The organism is Paenibacillus sp. JT22N1 (assembly GCF_059692155.1).
Map to the genome: position 1 here is coordinate 36,798 of NZ_JCAUAW010000016.1, position 26,048 is coordinate 62,845.

Genomic DNA, 26,048 nt, shown 5'->3' on the forward strand with positions numbered 1-26,048 from the left:
CATGGCATCATGATTGTTTATTTGCTATCCTCGAGCAGTTTACTGATTTTTGCTTCGAATTGAGGCTTCACTTTGTCTACCGCCGTTGCCGGAGATACTTTACCTTCTGTGATGTCCTTCACAATACCTTCGAACAATTTTTCTCCGTCAGGAATCCCATAGTAAGAAATGTAATTAATGCTTTTATCCATTTGCTTACGTGTATCCATTGACTCTTTGTTCGGGTAGGACTGCTGCCAAGATTGCTCGGAAAGCTTTCTGCCTTCTTCGTTCAAGCTGATTTCATCCATAATATGTAAAGCTACTTCCGCATTCTTCGAGTACTTAGATACCATCCACATGTTGCCAAAAGGTGTGTAGGACACATACTTGTCAGCCTTCGGACCTTTCGGGAAGAAGACATAACCGAGTTCTTGGCCCTTCATGTTATCCTTCAAACCACCGAGTTCCCAACTGAAGCCCGCATACATAACGCCTTTGCCCGCTACAAACTCTTTGCTTGCATCTTCTGGAATCGGCTGTTCGATTGATTTGTCCACATTAAACAGATCAGATGCGTATTGCAGCGCTTGTATGGAGTTTTCATTGTTCAAAGAGAACTTGATAGCTCCGCTTGCATCTTTATCCACAGCCCCTTTGTTCGTGTAAACTAATTGCTCCGCGAAAGCTTTCACTTTGCCATAAGCGCCAGTGATGCCCCATACATCGGTTTTACCGTCACCATTCGTGTCCTGTGTCGCTTTTTTGGAGAACTCGCGGAATTTCTCCCAATTCCATTGGCCCTTTTGCTGCAGTTCGTATGGATCTTCCAAACCAAGCTTTTGCACCAACGTTTTATTATAGAAGATACCGTACGGGGACGGAGCGGAATCAATCAACCCGTATTGATGGTTATTGTAGCTGCCGCCTGCTTTCATCCAATCGATGTATTTAGGATCAGATACTTTGATCCATTGATCGATCGGCTGGACAAATCCTTTATTCGCAAGCTGCGGGAACGCCCAAAATAATTCCATACGCACGATATCCGCGAACGGCTGTCCAGAAAGCGAAGTGGTCGTGAAATTCTCCACGTATTTGCCGTAATCCCCGAATTTAACAAACTCGATTTTACAATTGTATTTCTTTTCAGCAGCTTCAATTAATTTGATTTGTGCTTCTTCTGCTGGGCCTTTCTCTTTCGCTGTTCTTGGGTCGGCTCCGTCATACCAGGCACCAATTTTAATGCTTTGACCGTTCAAGTCGACTTTCTTTTCTTCCGGTTTCGTACTTTGCGGCGCCGCTGTTGTTTGTGCAGTCGGCTGTGGTGTCGGCGATGATGTCTTGTTGTCCGTACCCTGTGAACAACCAACTACACCCGCAACCATCGTAAGAGCTACTGGAATTGCAAGTAATTTAAACGCTTTCATTCGAACCCCTCACTATCCTTTGGATTTGAAAAAATTAAAACGCTTACAAAACAATCTCTTTACAAGAAGAAGCGGAATCCCATTGTGAACACCCGAGTTATGTATGCCAACTAAAATAGTTCCACGGATGTTTTATTCTCCTAATTCAGGAAAATCGACACAATTAGATATATCTTTAACCTCATTCTTTAATAAGATTATAGCGAAATGACCTATCTTTGTAAATAGTTAATATATCTTTTGTTAAAATATATAAATTTGGTTATACTCAATTTGTCCGTTGCACAATAAAGGGCTTACGCTGTCCTTAATTGAGCGTGTTAGTTGATTCAAAGCGAGCTGCGTCCAAGAGACATTATGCTTACTTGAACGTGTAAAGTTGTACCTTGTACAGCTTTAGGTAAGGCAAGCTGCGCCCAAAAGACGTAATGCTTATTTGAACGTGTGAAGTTGTACTTTGTACAACTTTATGTAACGCAAGCTGCTCCCCAGTAACGTTATGCCTACTTGTCCGTGTATTGTTGTACTTCGTACAACTTTATGCAAGCTAATCCTCGTTTTCCACGCGATTGTTGCAATAAATACAACAATTCTAGCCAAAAGTAACTCTTTAGCCTCTATAACGGGTAAATTATTGTACAACATACAACAATCCTTAGCTTACCAAGAAGAAATCAAGGAAATTGTTGTACGCAGTACAACTTCTCGAATACTGGGCGTGCGTACCTTGCTAATTCTCCATTTCCTCAAAAAAACAGCAACCAAAAACGCTAGGAAAAATAGTTACAATCGAATGATTAAGTAAATCCACAATCTCACTTAGCCTAGCAAAAATCCGCAGCTAACTATCCTAAATAAGGTAAGCTTCATCACCTTACTCCCTAACCCCTAAAAAATCATAGCGTGTAAATATAAAACCTTCCCAAAGGTATGCCTAACACCCGGGAAGGTTCGCTGTTTATAGTTGTACGGCTGGCAGATCAGTCGTATATGGATTCGGGCGTGGCCCAGTAGATTCGCGTTCAACCCATCGTACCGGGGTCTTAATTTTGTATTGTTCGGTATCGGCGTTCTCAATCCTCCGAATGATGATTTCCGCCGCTTGGCGCCCAATGGAGTAATAATCTTGGCCGACCGAAGATAATGGGACTTCGACATGCCTTGCTATTTCATGGTCGTCAAAGCCCGCTATGGATAGCTGTTCGGGAACGCCAATCCCCATTTCCAAAGCGATTTTGAGGAGTTCGACAGCAATATGATCATGCTCAACCTGAAGAGCGGTAACCTTCATATGCCTCAATTTCGCAATCAACGATTTGTAAAATCCTTCCGCGTTTGCCCCACTCAACTCACGATAGAAATCCGTTATCACGAGATCCGAATCGATTGACATCTTATGGTCTTTTAGCGCTTTGCAATAACCGAGGTACCTGTCTCTTACAGAACTGCGGTATTCAATGCTGACACTGGAAACAAAAGCGATCCGTTCGTGCCCGAGTTCAATCAATCTTTTGGCAGTCATATACCCACCTTCAAAGTTGTCGGATACGACACTGCTGATAGGCAAGCTATCGAAATATTGATCGATCGTCACAATCGGATAATCGTTCCAATAGAGTGCATTGATCACATCAATGTTGCTGATCGTGCTAATTGGATACACGATGATACCGCTCAAGCCGCTTTTCGGCACCTTGGCAAGTATCTCTTTTTCTTTTTCTTTTCTCCAGTTGCTGTTGTGTATGCTCAAATAATAGCCTTTGGAGTCCAAGTAATCGTGGGCTCCTTTGATATAATCAAGCTCACTTGTAGCCATATAAGGCAAAATCATTGCGATGATGGGGTGCGTTGCGTTAGGAATACCCGTTTCAACGGCATCTTCCGGATATTTCACGTAGCTTCCGCTGCCGCGCTTGCGGTAGATCATGCCTTCCCGCTCCAACTCGATCAGGGCGCGTTTGGATGTAATCCGGCTGACGCCGTACTGCATCGCAAGCTCTACTTCGGTCGGAAGCTGCTGCTCAGGCACATACTCCCCGGATCTAATCTTTTCTTTCAAATCGCTCAAAATTTTCATATAAAGCGGTTTACTATCCAATTCCAACACATCACTTCCAGTTGTCCATGCATCTCTTAGACAATTTGATATAAAAATATATACCAACATTGTAAATTAAATATACCAAATTATCAAGCGTGCTTATTGGGCCCAAAGAACTATTCATCCAACTGCCTTACAACTTGCAGCGCTTCTTTACCGATACCCAGCTTATAGCCTGCAGACAGATACCGGATGCGGCACTCGCGGTCCACCACAAACACAAGCGGAAGGTTAGTTTGAAGCTCCGACTGGATACCAGACAGCACTGATTGCAGGCTTTTGCTAGAGACGTCTTTAGCAAAATCAGTTTCGGCAGGTAAGCCTTCGTAAGCATTCGGCTGAAATGCAGCAGTCACTTTATCATCCTCAACAACCAGGCAAATGGAGCCACCCCAATCATCATACTCCTTAGAAAGCTCTCGGAGTTCCCTGATCAAATGCTTCGTAGGTTCCCTATCCGGATCGATCCACGCCATGAGTAGACCGCGACGTTCGGCCAATTCGCCTAGCGCACTTCTTTTACCATTGAAAAATGAGAAAGACAAATCCGGATCGACCGATCCCAGTACAGGCGCTTGAACGGATTCCTTGGTAAAAGCAGGTATAATTTCCGTAGTTCTATCTGGTAATACAGTAAACATCGCGAATTGCACCCTAGCTGTCCCATCCGGCAATCGTGTACCTGTCGTTAACCGGTAACTGCCGATCTTCACAACAAGCGGCTCCTCATAGAAGTCCTTTTTGCCAGCGGTGAATTGAAGCGTCTTGTACTGGCCATTCTCAAAGCGTGCTAATGAAAAGTTACGAAAATATTCCAAGTCATTATCGGCTGTTGCATTTGCAATGAACCTGATGCTGCCTATTTCCTTGTTATCTGTCAAGTCCGTCCGTTCTGGGTCGCCCTGCTGTAAAAAAACAACGTCCACCCACGACCTACTAGCCAGAAATTGAGGACTCCGTTCGCTCGGTTCAAGACGCGCAGGGATCCCTAAGCTTCGTGCCAACGCTACGAAAAGAATATCGCGGCTCAAACGGTCGCCTTTTTGCAATTGAAAGCTCCCTATAGGTGTAGCCATCCCCTGATAATAATTCAAATCTTCCACAATCTCAAAGTACTCCGAAAGCCAACCAACCAACTTGACTGGATCATCCTGGAAACTTCGTTGCTCCGAATCCGTGAATTGTTCCAGAAAGAATTTCCTATAAGGCCTTAGCATTTCAAAATGAACTCTTGGACAAAGGATGTCACGCATAAACGTTTCTTCATCATGTTTATCTTTAAACATAGCGGACTGGATAAGATGGTCGACAAGCGTTGACCCGATTGTATCCGTCAAATCCTTAACGTTCAAACTCTCCAGCAATTTCAAAGTCCATTCGCCGTATTCCGGCATATATTCTTGTAAAAAAGCAGCGATTTCGTGACTATTACCACGTGCCTTCTCCAGTATGTCCCTGACCCTGATCACGGGCAAAGACAACTTTTTAGCCAATTCTTCTGCCTGAAGGGTATCCAAGAAAGAAGCTTCATATTTTTTCCTGATGCTCGCGCCCTCCTGAATACGACGGTTGTTCTCTTGTTTTTCGGCTTCGCTGATACCATCTTCCGCTCTATCCGGCAGTTCCTGCGGGGGAACCATGTCGAAGATGCTGATCCCATTCTGCGGCAGTTGATCTGACAATTGAATGTCGAACACATCGGCATCCTTCACGCTAATCTTTTTCGTTCCCCAAGAATTACCCGAGACCGAATGAATCAACAAATCACCAAGGCCTGCGGTTAAGAAAGCTTCCCCTCGCTCGTCTGCTGGTATAGTAGCAATAGGAGAAAAATCAGCATAGTTGTACACTTGGAAAATGACAGTGGCCCCAGGGACCGGGTTTCCGTTTTCGTCTCTGACCCTGATTGTAATCTTTTTGCTTGGGGCGTAAGGGCTCAATAAATTGATTTCAGAGTACCAAGGATGTGCTAAGGTAAGCTCCTCCGGACCTGGATAGTTGGCTGCAACTCGAGTATTGACGAGCATCGCCCGCCTAGCCGGCCCCCGAAACCACCCCTCATTCAGCCGTGGCTCTGGCTCGCAAGCGCCAAGGAAATACCATTGCCCGTCGGCCCACGCCTCCACCCAAGCATGATTAGAATCGCAATGCGCCCATCGCGGTGTATAGCACTGACGAGCAGGAATACACAAACTCCTTAGTGCTGCCACCAATAGAGTCGACTGTTCTCCGCACCTTCCCAGCGTATTGCGGACCATCGTTAGCGGGGAAACCGTACGCGGGTCGCATCCGACATAGGTCGCTTTCTCATGACACCAGTGATTGATTTCCAATATAGCCTGTTCCATCGAAAGCATCTTGACCCGATCATATAATTGCCCGAAGAACCATCCCCTGCTGTCCTCGATGTTTTCATTGTTTACTCGGTATGGAAGCACAAAATGCAGAAACTCGTGATCGGGCACACTACTTCCCCATTGCACGTCTTCACGGATTTCAAGAGAAGTTCGCACATGGTTTAAAAAGAGACATCCCTCATAATCCGCCAAATCGTTCAGCGGCATGTACGCATATAAAAATTTAAGAGCCCATGCTTCTTCTTCACTCATCGGCTTCTCAAAAATGTCAAAAAGCTCTTTCTCCCTGGCTTGCGCCACCCCTCGTTTGAATCGTATTTTTTCTTCGATTCTCGTGATTGTAGTGCTGTCTAACGAAAAAACATTCGTCATCGTTGTGCCCACTCCCTTAGTCATGTTATAAGTGCCACATACATAATGATATATCTTTTGAAATATATATTATAATATAGTATATCTAATTTAAATATATTTTTTTATAACGCAATCAGAAGTTTATTTAGGAACTGCTGATTAGATCTGTGTCACTGCCAGCTCGAACGTGGTTATTGGTGGGACGTGGCAGCAAAGTAGATATATCTGGATAACTGATAATACGGAATAAGCTGCTTCCGCCGTCCTTAGGCGTGGGTTTGACCATCGTCATGAGACGAGACAACGAGTACCCAAGATTCATGCAGGCTACACACAAGTCGCATTCGCTTGCTTATCCGTGTAATGTTGTATTTCGTACAACAAAAGGTGAACTAATCTGCGTTTTCCACGTGATTGTTGTAAAAGATACAACAATTCCAGCCAAAAGTAGCTCTATGGCAGGGAAAAAGGCTAAATTGTTGTACTGCATACAACATCTCGAGCTTATCAAGAAGAAATCAAGGAAATTGTTGTACGCTGTACAACATCACGAATCCCGGGATCGATTGACTGGCTAAATCTCCATTTCTTCCTGAAACCAGAAAACAAAACACTTCCCCCCCTAACTCAAAAAATTTAATACAAAAAAGCTGCTTCCCACAAAGGGAAGCAGCCCGCTGAGCTACAAATATACTAATCATTCCGTTGGAGCCGCAGTTGATTGCCTAACAATCAGCTCGGGACGCATCACAACACGTTGTTTGGCTTTCGATTCTTTCTTCAATTCCTGAATCAACAAATCGACGACCATTTTACCCATCGGCTCGATCGGCTGAGCGACAGTCGTAAGCGGTGGATCTGTGACTGAAGCCAGTATCGTGTTATCGAAACCGATCACAGACAGATCCTCTGGCACGCGCAAGCCAAGCTGTTTAGCAGCCTGAAGCGCACCAATTGCGAGCAAATCGTTACAACAAAACAGCGCGGTCGGCCGATCTGGGTTCGATTGATCCAACAGTTCAAGCGCTTCACGCTTTCCATCCGCTACAACGTAGTGGCAGTTGCGTACGCTGTTTTCCGGCAGCCCAACCCCTGCTTCTTCCAGCTTGCTCTTGAAGCCGCGCACCCTTTCACGGCTGCTGCTTACTTTAGAGTGCTCAGCCAGAATGGCCATGCGCCGATGACCCAAATCGAGTAGATGCGTTGCTGACAACGCACCTCCAACAAAGTCATCCACAACGACAGTATGAACGTCGATATCAGGCATTTCCCTAGCAATCATAGCAATGGGAATCGCTCTCTCCATCAATGGAGTCAGCATGTCTTTATTATCCATCCCCGTACCAATGATCATGGCATCCACACTTTTTTGCTGGAGCAAATTAAGATATCGCTCCACCCGTTCATCTTTATTGTCGCTGCTGCAAATGACCAGACTATAGCCCATATGATGGCCTTGGTCCTCTACAGCTCGAGCAATTTCCGCAAAAAAGGGATTGGAAATATCGGGCACAAGCAGACCTAATGTATAGGTCTTTTTACCAGTCAGCGCTGACGCGATAACGCTAGGCTGATAATTGAGCCGCTCCATAATTTTTATGATTTCACCGCGCCGTTCTTCGCTTATTTTTCCTTTACCGTTCATGACCTGCGAGACCGCCGCAATGGACACACCGGCCTCTCTTGCCACATCATAGATGGTTGCCTTCATCCTACTACCCCATTTTTCTTGAAGGATACTTTTTTTCTTCCATTATGAAGGGGCTGACAGGAACTTGCAAACCGGCTTACGCTTCGCGCGGCTTCGTCATGATCCACGCATGTTCCGGATCATTATGAAACTTCCATGTTCGAGTAGGTCCCGCCATAACATTCAGGTAATACACGTCATAGCCTGGAGGCGCCGAAACAGGATGATAGCCACGCGGAACGAGCACGGTTTCGCCATTCTTAACAATCAGCGTCTCATCAAGCGACCGGTCGTCCGTGTACACTCGTTGGACCGCAAAGCCATGCCCCGGATCAACACGATAATAATACGTTTCTTCCAGAAACGATTCGTCTGGAAGCGCATCGCGATCATGCTTATGAGGCGGGTAGCTTGACCAGTGCCCATTCGGTGTGAAGACTTCAACAACAAGCAAGCTATCCGCTGGCTCCTGCTCTGGCAAAATGTTATGAATTTGGCGCTCTATATTGCCATAACCACGCGTTTCTACCCCTACCTGATCAGGTGCAATCAGACGTGCCTTATGGTTGCCAGCACCAGGAGCGGAGCAAATAGCAAGCTCAACCGCTGTCAGTGCAATAACCTCGTAGCGATCATCGTTAGGCACATATACGGAATATGGCGGTATTTTCTCAAATACGCTCATCCGCTGCCCAATATTTTTCCACTCCGCTTGCTTAGTAACCACATCGGCTTTACCAGTGAGCAGGACCAGACAAACTTCCAGCCCAGCTGTCTCGCGGCTCAAAGATTGCCCCTCCGCAAGCTGTACAACTTCGAAACCAACATACTTCCATCCTGCTGATTCCGGAGTCACTGTTAAAAGGCTGCCTTCCTCATTCGGAGAGGAGGCAGGCGTTACAATCAGTTTGGACCTGTTCATGTTAACGTCTCCCTCCCTTATTGAGATACCGAGGTCTGTTTAAGCAAATCTAACGCCTCACTTACTTTCACAGGCCGGCCCAATCGGGATGACAGCTTAGCAGCTAAAGCGATCCGCTCCGCCTGCATACCGTCATAACCACTCACAGGTACAGGCTTATCATTCAGTAGACAATCGATGAAAATTTGCGTTTCTTCCATATAGGCAGCTTGATAGCGTTCTAGGAAGAAATGCAGCGGCTTTTCGCTAATAATAGCATCCGCCGTACTAACTACGGCTGTATTAGGGTGATCGTTGGCCACCGCTACACTACCTTTGGAGCCAAACACTTCAACCCGTTGATCATAGCCATATACAGCTTGACGGCTGTTATCGATGACACCGAGAGCACCGTTCTGGAACTTCAGCGTTACGATTGCGGTATCGACATCGCCGTGCTCGGCGAAAACCGGGTTAATGAGCACATTGCCCTGCGCATACACTTCCTCAACCTCGCTTCCCGCTAGATAGCGAGCCATGTCGAAGTCATGGATCATCATATCCATGAAAATGCCGCCCGACACCTTGATGTAATCAGCGTGCGGTGGATTTGGATCACGAGAGGTGATTTTCACGATATGCGGATCGCCAATTGTTCCTCCTTGAACAACCTCGCGAACGCGCTTGAAGTTGTGATCAAATCTGCGATTGAAGCCGATTTGCAGCTTTACACCAGCCTGATTTACGGCAGCAATGGCCGCTTCGGTTTGGGTGATATCCATGCTGATTGGCTTTTCGCAGAAAATATGTTTACCCGCCAGTGCAGCTAGTTGAATGAGCGGGACATGCGTATCCGTGGATGAGCAAATAAAGATGGCATCGATGTCTGGGTTATCAATAAGCTCATGGCTATCCTTAGTAACCGTCTGAATCTGACGTGAAGCAGCCCATACCTCTAACTCAGGACCGGCAAACAAATCGCTCACCGCAATGATTTCAACTTGAGGTATGCGAAGCAAATTGTCTGCGTGGATTTTACCAATTCTGCCAGCACCAATAATACCGATTTTAATTTTATTCATCATGCGTTCCCTCCCGCTTTGCCTGTTGAACCGAATAATTGAATTTTGGCTCTAACGGAGGCGATAATCGCTTCCCGTGCCGGCACTAAATAATTCCTTGGATCGTACGCTTCCGGATGCTCATTCAAGAACGAACGGATAGCAGCTGTACAAGCAATTTGATTATCTGTATTCACATTGATTTTGGCCGTTCCGCAAGCGATCGCTTGACGGATCTCTTCATCAGGCAAACCGCTTCCGCCATGAAGTACAAGCGGCAGTCCAGTCAGCGTTCTAATTTCCGCCATTCGATCGAAACCGAGCTTTGGCTGTCCCCGATAAGGACCGTGAACCGATCCAAGAGCAGGAGCTAAACAATCGATTCCCGTTTCCCTCACTAAACGAACGCAGTCCTCAGCAACAGCGTACATGCCTTCGGCTTCGTCTACGACTAAGTCATCCTCGCGTCCGGTAATCCGGCCCAGCTCCGACTCCACCGATACACCCAACACATGCGCGGCCTGTGTCACCTGACGAGTGACCTCGATATTATGCTCCAGTGAATGATGAGAAGCATCGATCATAACAGAGGTAAAACCGGCATGGATCGCACGAATACATAGGTCATAACTGGTTCCATGGTCTAGATGAAGTGCTACTGGGACCGTTACCCCATAGTGCTCAATCAGTGATTTCACCATTCCTACAATACAAGGCAGTCCACCCATATAAGGAATGTAAGCTTCACTAACGCCTAGAATGACAGGCGCTTGTTCCTGCTGAGCAGCCTGTAAGATCGCTTGTGTAAATTCTAGGTTATTCAAATTAAACTGCCCGACCGCATATTTTCCTGCCAAAGCCTGCTGCAGCATCTCTTTCATTGAAACGAGCGTCATGAAGTTCACCTCTCCTGTCGATAAGGTCTAACCCGCTGTTACCAGCGAGCTGTGACCATTTTCTTACGCGTATAGAACTCCACGCCGTCCGTCCCATTCGCATGCAAATCGCCGTAGAACGATTTTTTCCAGCCAGAGAAAGGGAAGAAAGCCATCGGTGCTGGAACGCCTAGGTTAATGCCGAGCATACCGGCATCGATATTTTCACGGAATTGGCGTACATTGCTGCCATCCTTTGTGAAGAGGCACGCGCCATTCGCAAAATCTGAACGATTAGAGAGCTCGATCGCTTCCTCAAGAGTAGCCACTCTAACGACAGAGAGAACAGGTGCAAAAATCTCGTCTTCCCAAATTTTCATGCCACACTCAACTTGGTCAAAGATCGTAGGTCCCACGAAATAACCTTGCCCCTCAGAAGCAGCGTCCTTACGGCCGTCACGGACCAGAAGCGCTCCTTCGGTTTCGCCGATTTCGATGTATTTTAACGTTCTTTCTTTATGCTGACCGCGGATAACAGGCCCTAAGAAAATGCCTTCTTCCAATCCATTACCCATCGTAATCCGATCAGCGGCTTCAAGCAGCTTGCTTACAAGCGTATCGCCAACTTCTCCAACCGCCACCACGACGGAACAAGCCATACAGCGCTCGCCTGCAGAACCGAAGGCTGCATTGACGATTTCTTTCACAGCAATGTTCAAATCGGCATCCGGCATAACGATCGAGTGATTTTTAGCGCCTGCGAGTGCTTGAACGCGTTTCCCATTCGCAGAAGCAGTTTTGTAAATATATTCGGCAACTGGCTGGGAGCCAACGAACGAAATAGCTTTAACTTCTTTGTGTTCAAGAAGGCCATTGACCACGTCATGCGCACCATGAACGATATTGAGCACGCCAGCTGGTAAGCCCGCTTCATGGAACAACTCAGCCAATCGGTTTGCAAGATGAGGTGTGCGTTCAGATGGCTTCAGCACGAAGGTATTGCCGCAGGCAATCGCAAGCGGGAACATCCAACAAGGCACCATCATTGGGAAGTTGAAAGGTGTGATACCACCGATAACACCAATCGGATAACGGTACATACCGGATTCAATATTGGACGCGATATCTGGAAGCTGTTTTCCCATCATTAGGGATGGCGCCCCAGCTGCGAATTCTACACACTCGATGCCCCGAAGTACTTCTCCGTACGCTTCGTTGTAGCTTTTACCGTTTTCTTGCGTAACGATCCGCGCCAGCTCTTCCCAATGCTCCACCAGAAGCTGTTGGTATTTGAATAATACACGTGCTCTACGTGGTACAGGTGTGCGGCTCCAGGTCTGGAATGCTTCTTGAGCCGTACGAACCGCGTGATCCAAATCTGCCTTCGTTGAAATTGGAATATTAGCAAGAATCTCTTCTGTTGCAGGGTTATAAACCGGTTCTGTTTGTGTGGATGTTGAAGCGACCCATTCGCCGCCGATCCAGTTTTTCAAAGTTGTTGTCATATATGGACTCTCCTTTAATGGTTCGAATTAGTTAAGATGCTGTAATTTCACCGCGGTTGCAGCGCTCGATATAGTCATTTACTTGATCGGTTGTCGGCATCGCATCAGAGCAGCTGTGACTGGAAATCACGATACAAGCTGCGGCACTGCCGTATTCCATACTTTTCTCGATCGTCCAACCTTGCATAATGCCATAAATAAAGCCAGCTGCATAAGAATCGCCTGCACCAAACGTCTTGACCACTTTAGCTGGAAAGCTCTTGGCACGATGACCAACACCGTCAGGTGTATAAGCGATGGAGCCTTCCTTGCCATGCTTGATAATGACAATTTTCGCCGAGTAATCAAACCATTTAGCCGCCGTGACACGGTCATTTTTCTCTGGATTGCTCTCAAAGCGTTCCATCATGTCGAATTCTTCGCGGGTACCCAGAATGATGTCACACTTCTCTGCCGCCAGATTGTAGTAAACAGCCGTCTCTTCCGAAGTCTTCCATGTGTATGGACGATAATCCAGATCAAAAATGATGACGACCCCATGTTTCTTCGCATAATCCAACGCCTGAAAGACGGCTTCGCGGGAAGGGCTTTGTGCAAGTGCTGTACCAGAGATAAGCAATACCTTCGCTTCAGCAATCAATGATTCTTGTACTTCGGCTGGTGTCAGCAGCAGGTCAGCCACATTGTCACGGTACATAAGAATGCTGCATTCCGTTGGACTTTTAATTTCTGTAAAGGCTAGCCCAGTAACCGCGCCAGTATGATCTGTCACGACATTCGTTGTTTCGATGTTGTTCCGCTCTAAATAATCAGATATGAAACGTCCCATTTGATCGTTGGCGATTTTGCCAATAAAGGCTGTTTTCATGCCCAATCTTGCCATACCGATCGTAATGTTAGCAGGTGAACCTCCAACATATTTGGTAAAGGTCATGGTCTCTTCCATGGGACGATTAATTTCATTCGCATTCAAATCTATACATAGTCTACCAATGGCTACAAAATCCAGCGGCTTTGACTGTGGAAAGGAAACATAGGTCATAGGATCATTACCTTCTTTCTTGTGGAATGAGGGATTCTATATGTTGAAGTGCTTGCTTAGCGTATTCATAAGGGTTGTGTGCAGCCGGATCCTGCTCGCCTTCCAGCATCGCCCATCCCGCATATCCTTGAGATAGCAGCTCCTCAAATATAGGAGCGAAGTCGATACAGCCGTCACCAGGAACGGTGAACACCCCTTTGCGGATACAAGTTACGAAGTCGACCTTTTCGGCGCGCGCTTCATCTAACACGGCTTGGCGAATATCCTTCAAGTGGATATAAGCAATCCGCTTCTCGTGCTTGCGCAGCACAGTGAGAGGATCTGCCCCGCCATAATAGGCATGACCAGTATCGAAGAGCAGGTATACGAGCGATGGATCCGTAAGCTCCATCAGCTTATCGATTTCCTCCGGACTTTCAACAACCGTTCCACCATGGTGGTGATACGTCAGCTTCAGACCGTACTCCTGCGCGATTGCTCCCGCAAGGTTCAGTCCTTCGGCTAAGCTTTGCCAGCCAGCTTCGTCAAGACGCAGTACTTCTTTCTCATTCGGGGAGCGGCGCGGATCAAAGTGGAGCGAGCCCCCAACTTCCGCTGTGCTAATGACCGTACTGCCCATTTCCTTGAGAAACTGAGCATGCTTCCTGTAGGCTTTCAGCTCCTCGTCCCTGTAAGCAGGATCAGAGAATAGCACGGATTTCCACTGTGACACGAGGTGTATCCCCCGCTTATCCAGTTCCTGCTTCAGCACCGTAATATCGGTCGGATATTTGCGGCCCATCTCAGTACCTTTCAGCCCCAACGCCTGAATATCATCTAGAATTTGTTCATATGTGGTATCAGCGCCATGTTCTTTGACGTCTTCTCCCACCCAATTAATTGGATGAATACCTAGCTTAAATGGCAGGTCTTTCATAGATATATTTCCTCCCCTTTATCGTTAAATGGGTTTCGCCGCTTGTATGTTTTTCTTCATCTCTTCGTGCGCTGCAATCACTTTCTCGCTCTCGGAAACTTCAGGAACACCTACCTGCCACCAGGATTCATAACCCTGTGTGTTAGTTCCCGGAACAACAGGAATCTCGATCAGCGTCGTGACTGTTTCTTCCTTCGCTTTAAGCAGCGCTTCCTTTAGTTCTTCAGGTGTGTTTGCTTTGTACGCCTTCGCGCCTAAGCTGCGAGCATGCGCTGCGAAATCAATAGGCATATATCCGCCTGTCAACTTGCCCGTAGCGGCTTCACGATATCGAAACTCATTCCCGAACCCGTCGCTGCCGTGACCCCTTTGCAGATTGTGGATGCATTGGAAGCCATGATTATCGAACAGAAGCACAGTGAATTTCCGACCCTCTTGAAGGCTTGTAACCATCTCGGAGTGCAGCATCAGATAGCTTCCATCACCGACCACGGCATAGACTTCGCGATTCGGCTCAGCCAATGCTGCCCCGAAAGCACCGCTAACTTCATAACCCATGCAGGAGAAACCATATTCCATATGATAGGTTTTAGGCTCCGATGATCGCCATAAGCGATGTAAATCCCCCGGCAGGCTCCCCGCTGCGCACACAATGACAGCTGAAGGATCTATCGTTTGATTAATGACCCCAAGCGCGCGGGTTTGGGCAAAGCCCTCTTCACATTCCGCATTGTACAAACGGTCAACCTCGCCATCCCACTCCGCCTTCAAAGAACCTATGTAACCGTTCTCGTAACCGCTAACATAGTGTTGTGCCGACAAAGCTTCTTTCAGAGCACTTAACGCTTCCTTCGCATCAGCCGTAATGCTGATCCCGCTCATTTTCGAAGAATCAAATCCACTGACATTTATATTAATAAACTGCACCTTCGGATTCGCAAAAGCCGATTTAGATGCCGTTGTAAAGTCGGAATACCGCGTCCCTACGCCGATAATCAGGTCCGCTTGCTTCGCCAGCACATTCGCTGCGAGTGCGCCCGTAACACCAATAGCGCCAACATTCAGCGGGTGGTTCCAAGGCAACGAGCTCTTACCTGCCTGTGTTTCTGCTACAGGAATCCCAAAGGCAGCTGCAAATTCCATTAATTCCTTCGTCGCATCTGCATAAAGAACTCCGCCGCCTGCAATAATCAACGGACGCTGTTTGCCTACCAGGCAGGCTACAGCGCGATTCACTGCTTCTTTTGCTGGAGGACGTCTATCTAGATAGTGAACTTTCTTATCGAAAAAGGCTTCCGGATAATCGTACGCCTCTGCCTGCACATCTTGAGGTAAAGCTAGAGTAACCGCTCCAGTTTCTGCAGGATCTGTTAACACTCGCATCGCTTGTACAGCCGCGCTCATCAACTGCTCTGGGCGTACAATCCGGTCCCAATATTTACTGACCGTTTTGAAAGGATCTGTAGCTGACACCGTATAATCACCCACAACCTCAAGCTGCTGGAGCACTGGATCCGGTTGTCTTGAGGCAAAATTGTCTCCTGGCAGAAGCAGCACCGGAATCCGGTTGACTGTCGCTGTTGCCGCGGCGGTCACCATATTCAGAGCACCTGGTCCAATCGATGTCGTGCAGGCATAGATTTGCCGACGGTTCTGCTGCTTGGCGTAAGCCGCCGCGGCATGTACCATCCCTTGTTCATTCTTGCCTTGTATATAAGTAAGGTCGCCTACGCTCCGTTCCAAGGCTTCTCCAAGTCCTGTCACATTGCCATGACCGAAAATCCCCATGACACCACGTACAAACTTGGTCTCTTGTCCATCCACAGACACGTACTGTTGGTCCAGAAAACGCAGCAGCGCTTGTGCCATCGTTAGTCGAATCGTACTCATGACCATCTTCCTTTCACGATAAAGGTTAAGCGCTTAATCTATCAAGGTTAAGCGCTTAATCCGATAGTACAACATATTGTTTTCGATCGCAATGCCTTTTACAAAAAAAACTCATGTACGAGGAAATGGCAATGGCACAGTGGCATCCTATAGCTCTTAACCTTACGATGTCGCTCTGCCATTCCTGTATTCCTTGGGTGACATTTGGAACTGCTGTTTGAAGACATTCGTAAAATAATTCGGCTCATCAAACCCGATGGCAGAAGCGATCTCGAATATTTTCATATCGGTATTTCGGAGCAGCAAAGCCGCCTTATCCATACGGAAACGGGTAACGAAACGCGTAAAGCTTTCCCCTGTTGCTTTCTTAAATACGACGCTGAAATAGCTTGGATTTAAATGAATATGCGAGGCCACATCGGTCAAGCGGCATTCTTCATTGTAGTGCTCCTCAATGTACTTGACGGCTCTCTCGATCAGATTGTCACTTTTGGCCGCCTGCCAGTTGTTAAATTGCTGCTGGAAGCTCTTCACTTGCTCGGCCGCCCAATGAAGGACTTCCTCAGAGGTCCAATGCGTCTGCGGCATTTCGTTAGGGATCCTGGCTAGCGCATTGTTATCGTCAGGATCAAATTGCTTCTGTATTGTTCCAAGCAAAGCAATGGAGAGTGATAACGCCCCTATCCGCATTTCCTCTGGCGATGAAAGAGACAGCTCGGCCAGCACTCGATCCAAAAGAAGCTGAAGACTGTCCTCCTGACCGACCAGAATGGCAGACATCAGTTGAACTTCCATTTCTCTAACCCTCGCTTGGTTCAGCGACAACATGATCCCTGATCCTGTCTCACTACCACTCTCAGGTAGGCTGTTAACAGGTCCGTAGACAATCCCTTTGGTCAAGTTATACAAATCCGCTAACTCATTAGCAGAAGGGCCGATCCCCATTGAAATCATATGCAAGCGAATTTTCAAATACTCGAAGGAAGCATTTTGAATGGCTTCTTGCAAGCTCTCTTCGACACCATGTTGTGCCGAAACCAGTACAAAGCTGTCATGCTCCACCAATAGAAGCTGAGCCTCCAGCCCCGCTCCATTCAGCAGCTCTAGGGCGATATTGGAGAACGCAAATTGCACCAGACTCATGTCGCTTTTCCCATACGCTTTATTTGCCAAATCCTCACTGTTCATTTGCAGAAGCCACAGCTCCCTACCAGCCAGGCCCTCCGTTAGCCTTGCTGCTACGCTCTTCTCATAAGGTAAGTCCAATAAAGCTGCTCGAAGCTCCTGATCTTGCTGGAGCCGCAGCTGCACTTGCTGCTTCTGCTGCTGCGCATATTTTACATAGAACCGCTCGGATGCCTTATTCATCACCTGACGAACATCCTGTTCCGTGCATGGTTTGGTCAGAAAATCCAACGCACCATGTCGAACGGCCGCTTGTGCATACTCAAAATTTTTGTAGCCCGTCAAAATGATGACAAGCATGTCGGGATAGTTCTGCCGCAAATGCCCTACGAATTCGATCCCGTCCATGATGGGCATTCGGATATCGGTCAACACCAAGTCAGGCTTAAGCTCGTCCAGCATCGCTAATGCATCCTGCCCGTTGCTAGCTTCGCCAACCACTTCCCAGCCTAATTCTCTGCCTTCTAACATCTTCATCAGCCCTTTTCGAAAATTCGGCTGATCTTCCACAATTAATACTCTCCCGATTCTCATGCTACTGAACCTCCTGTCTCGACGTTGTTTACAAAAGGCAAAACAAGACGCATGGTGGTACCACTTTCGATCACGCTATTGATTTCCAAACGATAAGGCGTACCATACACCAGCTCGATTCTCCTTACAACACTGCGAACCCCAAGACTTTCTCGCCCATCCGAACGCTGCGGCAAAGAGGAGCCATCGAAGCCCAGTATTTGCGAAATGGCTACTTCGTCCATACCGCAGCCATTATCCGTTACCTCAATCTCCAGAAAGCCATCACGACTGCTCGCTTTAATCAACAGCACTTTATGAGACACTTTGTTGCGAAAGGCGTGCATAAACACATTTTCCACCAATGGCTGGAGAAGTGACCGCATAACCTGACCATTCAGGACGTCATCATCTGCTTGAATAATCGTCTCCAAGTCCGTTTCAAACAGCTCCTTCTGCACCTTCAAATAGTTACGGATCTGCTGAAGCTCTTCCCTCACAGTAGTTAGCGTACGTACAGGCATCAACGAATACTTGAGCATCTCCGATATAGCCGCGATCAAGGCCGCCGTTTCGATCTCGTCTTGCAGATAAAGCTTCCAATAAATTTCGTTAAACATATTATGAAGAAAATGTGGATTCAATTGGGCCTGCAGCGCTTTAAGCTCTGCTTCCTTCTCACTTAACTGCGTCAAATACACTTCCTTGATCAGCCTTCCGACTTGTTCGGCCATTGCGTTGAAACTTTCTCCGATATAAGCCAGCTCATCTTTGGTTCGGATCTCGATGCGAGTATCGAAATCGCCCGATCTTACTTTGCGCAGACCCTGCAGCAAATCCTTGAGCGGCCGTAACAGATTGCCCGTGGAGAGTACGATCAAAACACTGGTGAGAAGAATGCTGATCAGGCCAGAGTATACGATTTTCTGAAATAAATCCCGATTCTTGCTTTGGATAGCTGTAAGCGAAGTTCCGCTAACCAGCTTGAAGGAAGTCACTTTCGACTGTCCTTGAACGAACAAATGCTGATCCATAACCTGAGTTTGATTCAAATTTTTCAAGCGTTCCCGTTTCTCTAGGGAGCTCTCCGGCGAATTGCTAAATAACAGCTCATTATTCTTGTTGAACAAATAGACTTCGCCCTCTCCATTCTTCGTCAGTTCCTTGAGAGAACCTGAGAAGAACGATTCGTCAAAAGCCATCACGAGCACACCATACGTGTTCAAAGCGCTATTTTTCATCCATCGGGCCACAATGATTGTGTTTCTGAACCCGCTTGGTTCCACGGAGGATGACAACGGCATATTAATCCATACGAGATCCCCATAGGTGTCGTTAATTTTGGAACGAATTACGCTGAATACGCTCTCATTCGGCATATTAATGGAAGAGGTGGTATAGCTGAAATAAGAAGGATTCCCTTTGAGGTCATATAAGTACATACCCGTAATGTAGGGCGCATCCGATTTAATCTGGAAAATCTGTTCTTCGATTTGCTTTTTATTATAATACAGATTAAATGGATCGGAATCTTCGCTCGAATTGATCCATGTTATGACCTTTTCGATTTCGGGATTAAATACGACCGTTTGTGAGATCCGTACAACCTCCTGTACTTTCAGGTCCATCTTCGCCAGTGCCTCTTCGTTCGTACTCGAAAACTGCTTACTGATTTCTTCTTCAAACAGTGACAAGTTATAGCGATAAGTTAAATAGCCCGTTATGCCAAAGGTCAGCAAAATGATGACGGATAGGCTGAGAATCAGTTTTACCCTGAAGCTGCGGTTAATGCTTAGTAAAAGTCGACTCCATGATCTCATCTCATTAACCCCTATATCTTAGTATTGATCAATCCCTTGACGACATTATAGCAACTTCATTCGTGTTCCTGCCATCCTTTTAGTCATATAGGCAAAAATTGAAAAAAGTTTAGTTCATCGATCATGAACTAAACTTCTTGGTAAAGTGCTGTGTGCTACAGCTCTTCGAATTTATTTTCGAGTTTATTTTCAACCGGTTGTAGGAGCTCATCATCGTTGTTGTCACGCACCGTTTTTTGGAGAACAAAGGAAGACATCGTCAGGAACAAGGCCGTGACAGCGTAATAGCCTTTGACAGAAAGCAGCTGCTCTAGATTAATAATGCCGATAAACATACCCAGAAGCGCTAGAGCAAACGAGCTCCATGCCAAGAAGGTGAATGCCGCTGTATTTCGTTTGCGTGAACCGTAGCCATCCTCCAAATTATCACGAATGACCTTCTGTAGGACAAAAGCCGACATCGTCAGGAACAACGCGCATACGGCGAAGTAACCTTTGACACTCAGTGATTCTTCTAATGTATAAATCCCGATGAACATCGCTAGGAACGCCCCAATGAAAGATGCCCATGCCATAAAAGTAAATGCCGTCGTATTCCGTCTCCGATTATCCATCATCTCAGTAAGCCCCCTGTGGTTGCTGCTGCAACGCTTTAGTATCTTGCTCTTGTTCTTAGTATAGGAAATAATTCCCTTCCCAGATAGTACTATTTACCAATAGTACCCAAGAACGCATGGACACTTAACGAATGATTATCATATCTCCACAATCTCACTCAACTCAGCAAAATGCATAACTAAACATGCTAAATAGAGGTAAGCTTTCGCCTCCCCTCTGACCCAACCATTTCAATATTAACCCGTTCGGGGTTGACCACCGCCATGCGGCAGTGCTTTACCGCTCGCGTTGAGAAGGCGTTAACTCGGCACCGGTCTATAGTGGTTTTTGCGCAGCAAAAAATCAATCACAAATAGCTACACCAAAGGCATGATGCTCCCAGAAGACAGCCTGAATTTGCTTGGTTTCCTCTTTGACGCAGGCGACAAGCACAATAACTTCCGTTATTTTGTCTCGGGATGGGAGATTGGCTTTCTTCTTTTTTTTATGAGCAATATCAATTAAGACTCCAATTGTAAAACCCACAGCTGCGCCAATAAGGCCCCAAAGAATGGCCCCTCCTTTTAAAATAAAGCCATAGGTAGAGCCAACTACCGTGAGCGCTGTTGCCAGGGCGGTCCCAGCATCAAATAAACTAACGCCATCGGAGCGATGGATCGTATCGAACATCCTCGGTTTGTTGGGTCTCGCCTGCAAAGAAACAGCATAAATGTGTTCCTTGGGAATACCCGCTTCTTCAAGAGCAGTAATCGCCAGCTCCAAATAGATCGAATGTTCAAATGATGCTATTACATGCATGGTGTAACCCTCATTTTCGAAGCGAAGATTTAGGAAATGGAAATTGGGGATGCTGATAGCCCTCTTGCAGCATGCAAACCTGCTCGTGATCAAACAGCTTGTTACATTCAACCGTATTTACATAAGCATCGTAGACGGAAAAACCGTAAAGAGAAGGTAAAAATAAAAGCCAATGCATATCCACCACACTTGCTGACTGTGTTAAGTCCCACATGAGTAAATAGTGAATTCCTTCGAGCAAGTGAGAGAAATAGGAAACCAAAATCCAGTTCACAAGTATAAAAAAAGCAATGATAATTCGATGGGAGTAAAGCTGTCCCATTCCCGGCATTAACAGGGACCAGACCATCGCTAGCCATGGCGAGCGTTTATCTAGGTAGTTAATTTCCATACTGGTCATTTTAAAACAATCAATCGGGGCATTCTCCCTTTTAGCTAAAAGAAATTGATGATTCAGATCCACGGAGGTTCGATAGCTGTCGTAGATCGCAAATAAATAAACAGGCGCATAAAGTGACATCCACCGAATATTTAGCACTTCATTGGCTTGCTCGAATTGACCAGTGAAGGTGTATACGATCGCTTCGTTCATATGCATCTGGGTATTAATGAGCATTTCCCATCCAATGAGGATAAAGCCGCGAAAATACTTGGATAGCAGTAAATGACCAAAGCCCGGATAGGCTGCGGCCCACCATGCAATGATGAGTGGATTGCGCAAATGCAATTGGGTAGTCCCTAATAAACCGACAAAAGCTATTTGACGGCGTGGCTTGGTTCTCATGTGCAGCATCCTTATGAATCAGTTTCCAATAATGCTATTATCTTCTTTCGAATGTAAGATATACATTTCGGATTTGACAATTGATTTTTAGTACCGTATAGTACTATTTATGAAAAAGCAAAAGAAATTAACTAACCGTGATCTTGTGATTCAAGTAGCAACGGACTTGTTCCTGACAAAAGGCTATTTAGCAACCAGCATGGACGAAATCGTTGCAGTGAGCAAAGTGTCCAAAACGAACATTTATTATTATTTCAAACGTAAAGAAGACCTGCTGGCCGCAATTCTCGAACAACTTATACACACCTATAACGAGATGATCCAGAAGACCGTGTCACGTTCGGAATTAAGTGTGCAGGAGCGCTTCACTGCTCTCCTACAAGTCCTGACAGGACTTGAATGGACTTCCTTAGGTGGATGCCCGTTTCTCACCCTGTACACACAGATGCCACAGGATGCAGATGTACTGCGGGAGAAAGTGAGCGTTTTTTTCCGGGACCAAATGCTCACAGTGGAAGCCCTGCTCATCGAGGGTGTTCATAACAAGGAGTTTTCATCCACCCTGCCGACAAAAGCCACGGCGCAATTGATCGTTTCGACGATTGAAGGCGGGCTGTTCCTGCAGCATGCAAGCCAAGACCCAGCCATGTTGGGTCAAACTCTTTCTACTTTAGCCTTGTTGCTAAAGTAATTTTTTTAATCATAACTAGTACCATTTAGTACTAAAAAAATAATGAAGGGTAGGTAATCTAGATGGCACATATTTTCATCACAGGCGGTACAGGGTTCATAGGTTCACAAACGTTAGAGCAGCTATCCCGTGAGGATCATACCGTTTCGGTGCTCGTTCGTTCCAAAGCTCGATGGGAGCAGATCCGCAAGCAATTAGGTTGGCTCAGCGGTGATGGTCAGAGGGAAATTAGCGTGGGAAAAGAGCGATTTTACCCGGTTATAGGAGATTTAAGCTTGCCCCGTCTTGGATTAAGCGCACCTGACATGGCGTCAGTACTGACGGCAGATGTCATCATTCACGCGGGTGGACCGATGGATATTCGGATCGGGGAGTCCGAGGCCCGTGCGGTTTTTCTGCAAGCCGCCGAGGAATTGCTAAGTTTGGCTTCGCAAATTCATAGGGGCAAGGGCTTGCAGCATTTTATCCATCTTGTTGGCTTCAAAAGTCCCTTTACAGATGATAATTTCCACAATCCAGCACCTATCGTCGCTAGTTTAGAGCAGGAATCTCCTTACGAACTCATGAAATTTCTAGCTGATTTGCGCATTCGCCAAGGAGCAAAGCAGCTAAGTTTCCCTCTATCTGTCGTCCATCCAAGCGTTCTGATTGGCAGCTCAGAGCATGGAGATACACCACAAACAGGCGGACTTGGTATTCTCGTTCAGGCCACCGCGCGCAGGTTGATGAGTATCACACCCGGTGGTAACTCCCATTGGCTGCCCATCTTTCATGTCAATCACGCTGCTGAGTTCATTAGTGCTCTGGCAAAGGAATCGAATCCCGTTAGCCAAACCTACTACTTACTGGATGAAAAGATGCAAAGTCCCTCGATGACAGAGCTCGTGTCAGGCATAGCCAAGGAACTCCGTGTCAGTAAACCATGGGGAGCAATCTCACCTAAATTGTTATCGAAGGTTCTTGGGAGTCCACTGGGACGGAAAATCGGAATTCCTAAGGAATCACTCGATTTTATCGTAAACGTCAATCAGGCCTATCCCCTAACTGCCGCACAAGACATGCAGCGTAAGTACGGATTGGAGCACGCGATAAACTCCTCGATTATGCCCTATACCATCTCGGATCTCGACTTTCGTCTCGTTCATTCCCACCCTCAGGTAGATGGATATATACGGGGTAAAAGAGGGCCTTTGGCCACACTGGAACGGTTGGGCTCAGACAAAGGGAAGCCTCCGATCTTGTTCGTTCACGGCACTCTAAGCGGAGCTGATTGCTTGCTCCTGCTGGCTGAGCAGTTCCCTGAGTCTTCCGTCTGCATGGTCGATCTCCCAGGCTTCGGTCGTTCGCCCTATCACCACGCTTCGGACGTGATAGAAGGGCATATCGAATCGCTTGTCCAGGCGATTCGGTCTTTCGAGACCCCGGTTACGCTCGTGGGGCACTCGCTGGGCGGACTGCTCGCCGCCCACGCCTACGCTCGCGTACCGGAACAGATTCACAGGCTGCATCTGCTGCAGCCTGCTCTGCACAGCGCTGCGCGGAGATACCGCAGCGCGCGAATCAACGAAGCCGCGCTGCGCATGCTGCGTGCGGCTAGCTTGCGGAAGCAGCTGCTGGCGCAGAGCTGCTTCACGGACATAAGTGACATACCGCCCGCGTATGTCACTTATGTCCTGGCCGAACTGCAGTCGCCGCGTGTGCGGAAGACGACTGCGGAGACCCTCTCTGCGCTGACGCGCGCAGAGAGCTTCTCCCTGCAGCAGCCAGATGCGCTGCTGCTTCAACATATATCGATCCTGTGGGGAACCCAGGATCGGGCGTGCCACCTGCCGGAGCGTTTTCGCTCCGCGCGCACGGTGGAGATAGCGGCCGCTCACCACTTCCCTATCTCGCATCCGGCGCTGACCGCTCAGGTCCTGAGGCAGCAAGGTCTATAATTATGATCACAAGAACTCGATTCTTCCTGCCGCAGCGCGGTATGATTGTCAATCGAGTTCTTTGCTTTTTTCCATTAGTCATTTTCCAGTAGACATACACCCATCTCCTTCCCTTCGAATAAGGTAAAGAAAAAAGTAGGCTCGGATGTAACGCCTTTGCTTACGAAGAAAGGGAGGAACCCCTATGCAAATCCACGTTGTCCAGAAAGGACAGACGTTATACCGCATTGCGCAAACGTATGGAGTGTCGGTGGATATGATCGCAACAGCCAATGAGATGACCCCAAGCCAATCCCTGGTCATCGGACAGGCATTGGTCATTCCGATTGTTGGCTCGTACTACTGGGTACAGCCCGGTGAAGGGCTCTATCTGATTGCCCGTAAGCTCGGAATCGACCTGCAGACCCTCGCCTCCGTCAATGGACTAACCATGTATCAATCTTTACCTGTAGGCTTTCGCCTCTATATTCCGCCAACCCCGCGTAAACAGGCAGAAGTGAATGCCTATTTAGAGCCTCGCGGGACTGACGTATCGCCCGTTCTTATTCAATCCGCCAAGGAAGCCGCCCCTCATCTTACGTATTTAGCTCCATTCAGCTTCCGGATTAAACGGGACGGCACCCTCCAAGCCCCTCCACTGGATGATCTTCACGGGATTGCCTCACAGAATGGCGTCACCTTGATGATGGTTGTGACCAATCTCGAAAAGGACCAATTCAGCGCTGAGCTCGGACATATCATCCTCACGGACGACACTGTTCAGAATCATCTGCTTCAGAACATTAAAAGCACCGCCAAACAATATGGTTTCCGCGATATCCATTTCGACATTGAGCATCTGTTCCCTGATGATCGCGAAGCCTACACACGCTTCCTTCGTAAAGCGGCGGCACAACTCCATCAAGAGGGTTATTTGATGTCTACGGCGCTCGCGCCGAAAACAAGCGCCACTCAAGCCGGCGCCTGGTACTCTGCGCATGACTACAGAGCGCATGGCCAGATCGCCGATTTCGTCGTCATCATGACGTATGAGTGGGGTTACAGCGGCGGCCCCCCTATGGCCGTCTCCCCCATCGGTCCCGTGCGCAAAGTGCTGGAGTACGCCATAAGCGAGATGCCAGCTTCCAAAGTCATGATGGGCCAAAATCTGTACGGCTACGACTGGACACTGCCCTTTGTCAAAGGCGGTGCCTTTGCTAAGGCCGTTTCTCCGCAAGCGGCTATTGATCTGGCCCGCAAGTATAATGCGCAGATCCTATACGATTACACGGCGCAAGCCCCGCACTTCAACTACTGGGACGATGCTGGCAAGGAGCACACGGTCTGGTTCGAGGACGCACGCTCCATTCAAGCTAAATTCCGTTTGCTGAAGGAGCTTGGCCTGCGCGGCATTAGTTACTGGAAGCTTGGTCTTAAATTTCCGCAAAACTGGCTGCTCCTTGAGGAAAATTTCAAAGTCGTGAAGCGATCTTAATAACTAATGGAAGCGACGCACTTATGAAGAAAAACCGTCAGGAAAGATCATCCTGACGGTCCTTTTTGGGTTTAACGCGCATTTGCTTATATTCATATCCTAGTTTCGATACAATTTTATCCAAACA

At 47.3% G+C, this 26,048-nt stretch carries 20 protein-coding genes and 1 pseudogene; 3 read left to right on the forward strand and 18 right to left on the reverse strand.

The features are described from left to right. Positions 1-17 precede the first annotated feature (17 nt). The 18 genes and pseudogenes from AC58UU_RS27570 to AC58UU_RS27655 form a co-directional block, all read right to left on the reverse strand. Positions 18-1,409, reverse strand: coding sequence for an ABC transporter substrate-binding protein (locus AC58UU_RS27570; RefSeq protein ID WP_497320421.1), 1,392 nt, complete (start codon positions 1,407-1,409; stop codon positions 18-20). A 958-nt stretch (positions 1,410-2,367) separates the two neighbouring features. Continuing rightward, entirely contained in the window at positions 2,368-3,486 is a 1,119-nt protein-coding gene (locus AC58UU_RS27575) for a GntR family transcriptional regulator (RefSeq protein WP_497320423.1), read from the reverse strand. Positions 3,487-3,626: 140 nt separating this feature from the next. Further along, complete coding sequence (locus AC58UU_RS27580; RefSeq protein WP_497320425.1) at positions 3,627-6,239, reverse strand: transglutaminase domain-containing protein; 2,613 nt, start codon at positions 6,237-6,239, stop codon at positions 3,627-3,629. Between the two features lie 127 nt (positions 6,240-6,366). After that, positions 6,367-6,543: a hypothetical protein gene (locus AC58UU_RS27585; RefSeq protein ID WP_497320427.1), complete on the reverse strand. Its 177-nt coding sequence runs from the start codon at positions 6,541-6,543 to the stop codon at positions 6,367-6,369. A gap of 375 nt (positions 6,544-6,918) precedes the next feature. Next, positions 6,919-7,932, reverse strand: coding sequence for a LacI family DNA-binding transcriptional regulator (locus tag AC58UU_RS27590; protein ID WP_497320428.1), 1,014 nt, complete (start codon positions 7,930-7,932; stop codon positions 6,919-6,921). 76 nt (positions 7,933-8,008) lie between these two features. Next, positions 8,009-8,833, reverse strand: coding sequence for a 5-deoxy-glucuronate isomerase (iolB, locus tag AC58UU_RS27595; protein ID WP_497320430.1), 825 nt, complete (start codon positions 8,831-8,833; stop codon positions 8,009-8,011). 17 nt (positions 8,834-8,850) lie between these two features. Then, positions 8,851-9,894, reverse strand: a complete 1,044-nt coding sequence (gene iolG / locus AC58UU_RS27600) for an inositol 2-dehydrogenase (RefSeq protein WP_497320576.1) — start codon at positions 9,892-9,894, stop codon at positions 8,851-8,853. Continuing rightward, a complete protein-coding gene (gene fba / locus AC58UU_RS27605; RefSeq protein ID WP_497320431.1) occupies positions 9,894-10,769 on the reverse strand; it encodes a class II fructose-1,6-bisphosphate aldolase in 876 nt (291 codons plus the stop codon). Before fba ends, iolG begins: the two co-directional genes overlap by 1 nt. A 38-nt stretch (positions 10,770-10,807) precedes the next feature. Further along, positions 10,808-12,253, reverse strand: coding sequence for a CoA-acylating methylmalonate-semialdehyde dehydrogenase (locus tag AC58UU_RS27610; RefSeq protein WP_497320433.1), 1,446 nt, complete (start codon positions 12,251-12,253; stop codon positions 10,808-10,810). A 31-nt stretch (positions 12,254-12,284) separates the two neighbouring features. Beyond that, entirely contained in the window at positions 12,285-13,295 is a 1,011-nt protein-coding gene (iolC, locus tag AC58UU_RS27615; RefSeq protein ID WP_497320434.1) for a 5-dehydro-2-deoxygluconokinase, read from the reverse strand. 7 nt (positions 13,296-13,302) lie between these two features. After that, entirely contained in the window at positions 13,303-14,211 is a 909-nt protein-coding gene (iolE, locus tag AC58UU_RS27620) for a myo-inosose-2 dehydratase (protein WP_497320436.1), read from the reverse strand. Positions 14,212-14,235: 24 nt separating this feature from the next. Then, a complete protein-coding gene (gene iolD, locus AC58UU_RS27625) occupies positions 14,236-16,101 on the reverse strand; it encodes a 3D-(3,5/4)-trihydroxycyclohexane-1,2-dione acylhydrolase (decyclizing) (protein ID WP_497320437.1) in 1,866 nt (621 codons plus the stop codon). Positions 16,102-16,263: 162 nt separating this feature from the next. Next, positions 16,264-17,820, reverse strand: coding sequence for a response regulator transcription factor (locus AC58UU_RS27630; RefSeq protein ID WP_497320439.1), 1,557 nt, complete (start codon positions 17,818-17,820; stop codon positions 16,264-16,266). Next, a complete protein-coding gene (locus AC58UU_RS27635) occupies positions 17,817-19,619 on the reverse strand; it encodes a sensor histidine kinase (protein ID WP_497320441.1) in 1,803 nt (600 codons plus the stop codon). Before AC58UU_RS27635 ends, AC58UU_RS27630 begins: the two co-directional genes overlap by 4 nt. Positions 19,620-19,774: 155 nt before the next feature. Further along, entirely contained in the window at positions 19,775-20,041 is a 267-nt protein-coding gene (locus AC58UU_RS27640; protein WP_047683140.1) for a YiaA/YiaB family inner membrane protein, read from the reverse strand. Continuing rightward, positions 20,033-20,233 (reverse strand): annotated as a pseudogene (locus AC58UU_RS27645) (YiaA/YiaB family inner membrane protein); the annotation flags it as partial. The gene AC58UU_RS27640 and the pseudogene AC58UU_RS27645, both read right to left, overlap by 9 nt. A 346-nt stretch (positions 20,234-20,579) precedes the next feature. After that, the gene (locus AC58UU_RS27650; protein ID WP_497320443.1) at positions 20,580-21,035 is read right to left on the reverse strand and encodes a hypothetical protein; all 456 of its coding nucleotides are present in this window, start codon (positions 21,033-21,035) and stop codon (positions 20,580-20,582) included. A gap of 10 nt (positions 21,036-21,045) precedes the next feature. Then, on the reverse strand, positions 21,046-21,819 hold the full coding sequence (locus tag AC58UU_RS27655; protein WP_497320444.1) for a hypothetical protein: 774 nt from the start codon (positions 21,817-21,819) through the stop codon (positions 21,046-21,048). 109 nt (positions 21,820-21,928) lie between these two features. Here AC58UU_RS27655 and AC58UU_RS27660 point away from each other — a divergent pair, with 109 nt between their 5' ends. The 3 genes from AC58UU_RS27660 (at position 21,929) to AC58UU_RS27670 (ending at position 25,921) form a co-directional block, all read left to right on the forward strand. Continuing rightward, on the forward strand, positions 21,929-22,510 hold the full coding sequence (locus AC58UU_RS27660; RefSeq protein WP_497320445.1) for a TetR/AcrR family transcriptional regulator: 582 nt from the start codon (positions 21,929-21,931) through the stop codon (positions 22,508-22,510). A gap of 62 nt (positions 22,511-22,572) precedes the next feature. Continuing rightward, a complete protein-coding gene (locus tag AC58UU_RS27665; RefSeq protein ID WP_497320447.1) occupies positions 22,573-24,447 on the forward strand; it encodes an alpha/beta fold hydrolase in 1,875 nt (624 codons plus the stop codon). A gap of 184 nt (positions 24,448-24,631) precedes the next feature. Beyond that, complete coding sequence (locus AC58UU_RS27670) at positions 24,632-25,921, forward strand: glycosyl hydrolase family 18 protein (RefSeq protein WP_497320448.1); 1,290 nt, start codon at positions 24,632-24,634, stop codon at positions 25,919-25,921. Positions 25,922-26,048: the final 127 nt, after the last annotated feature.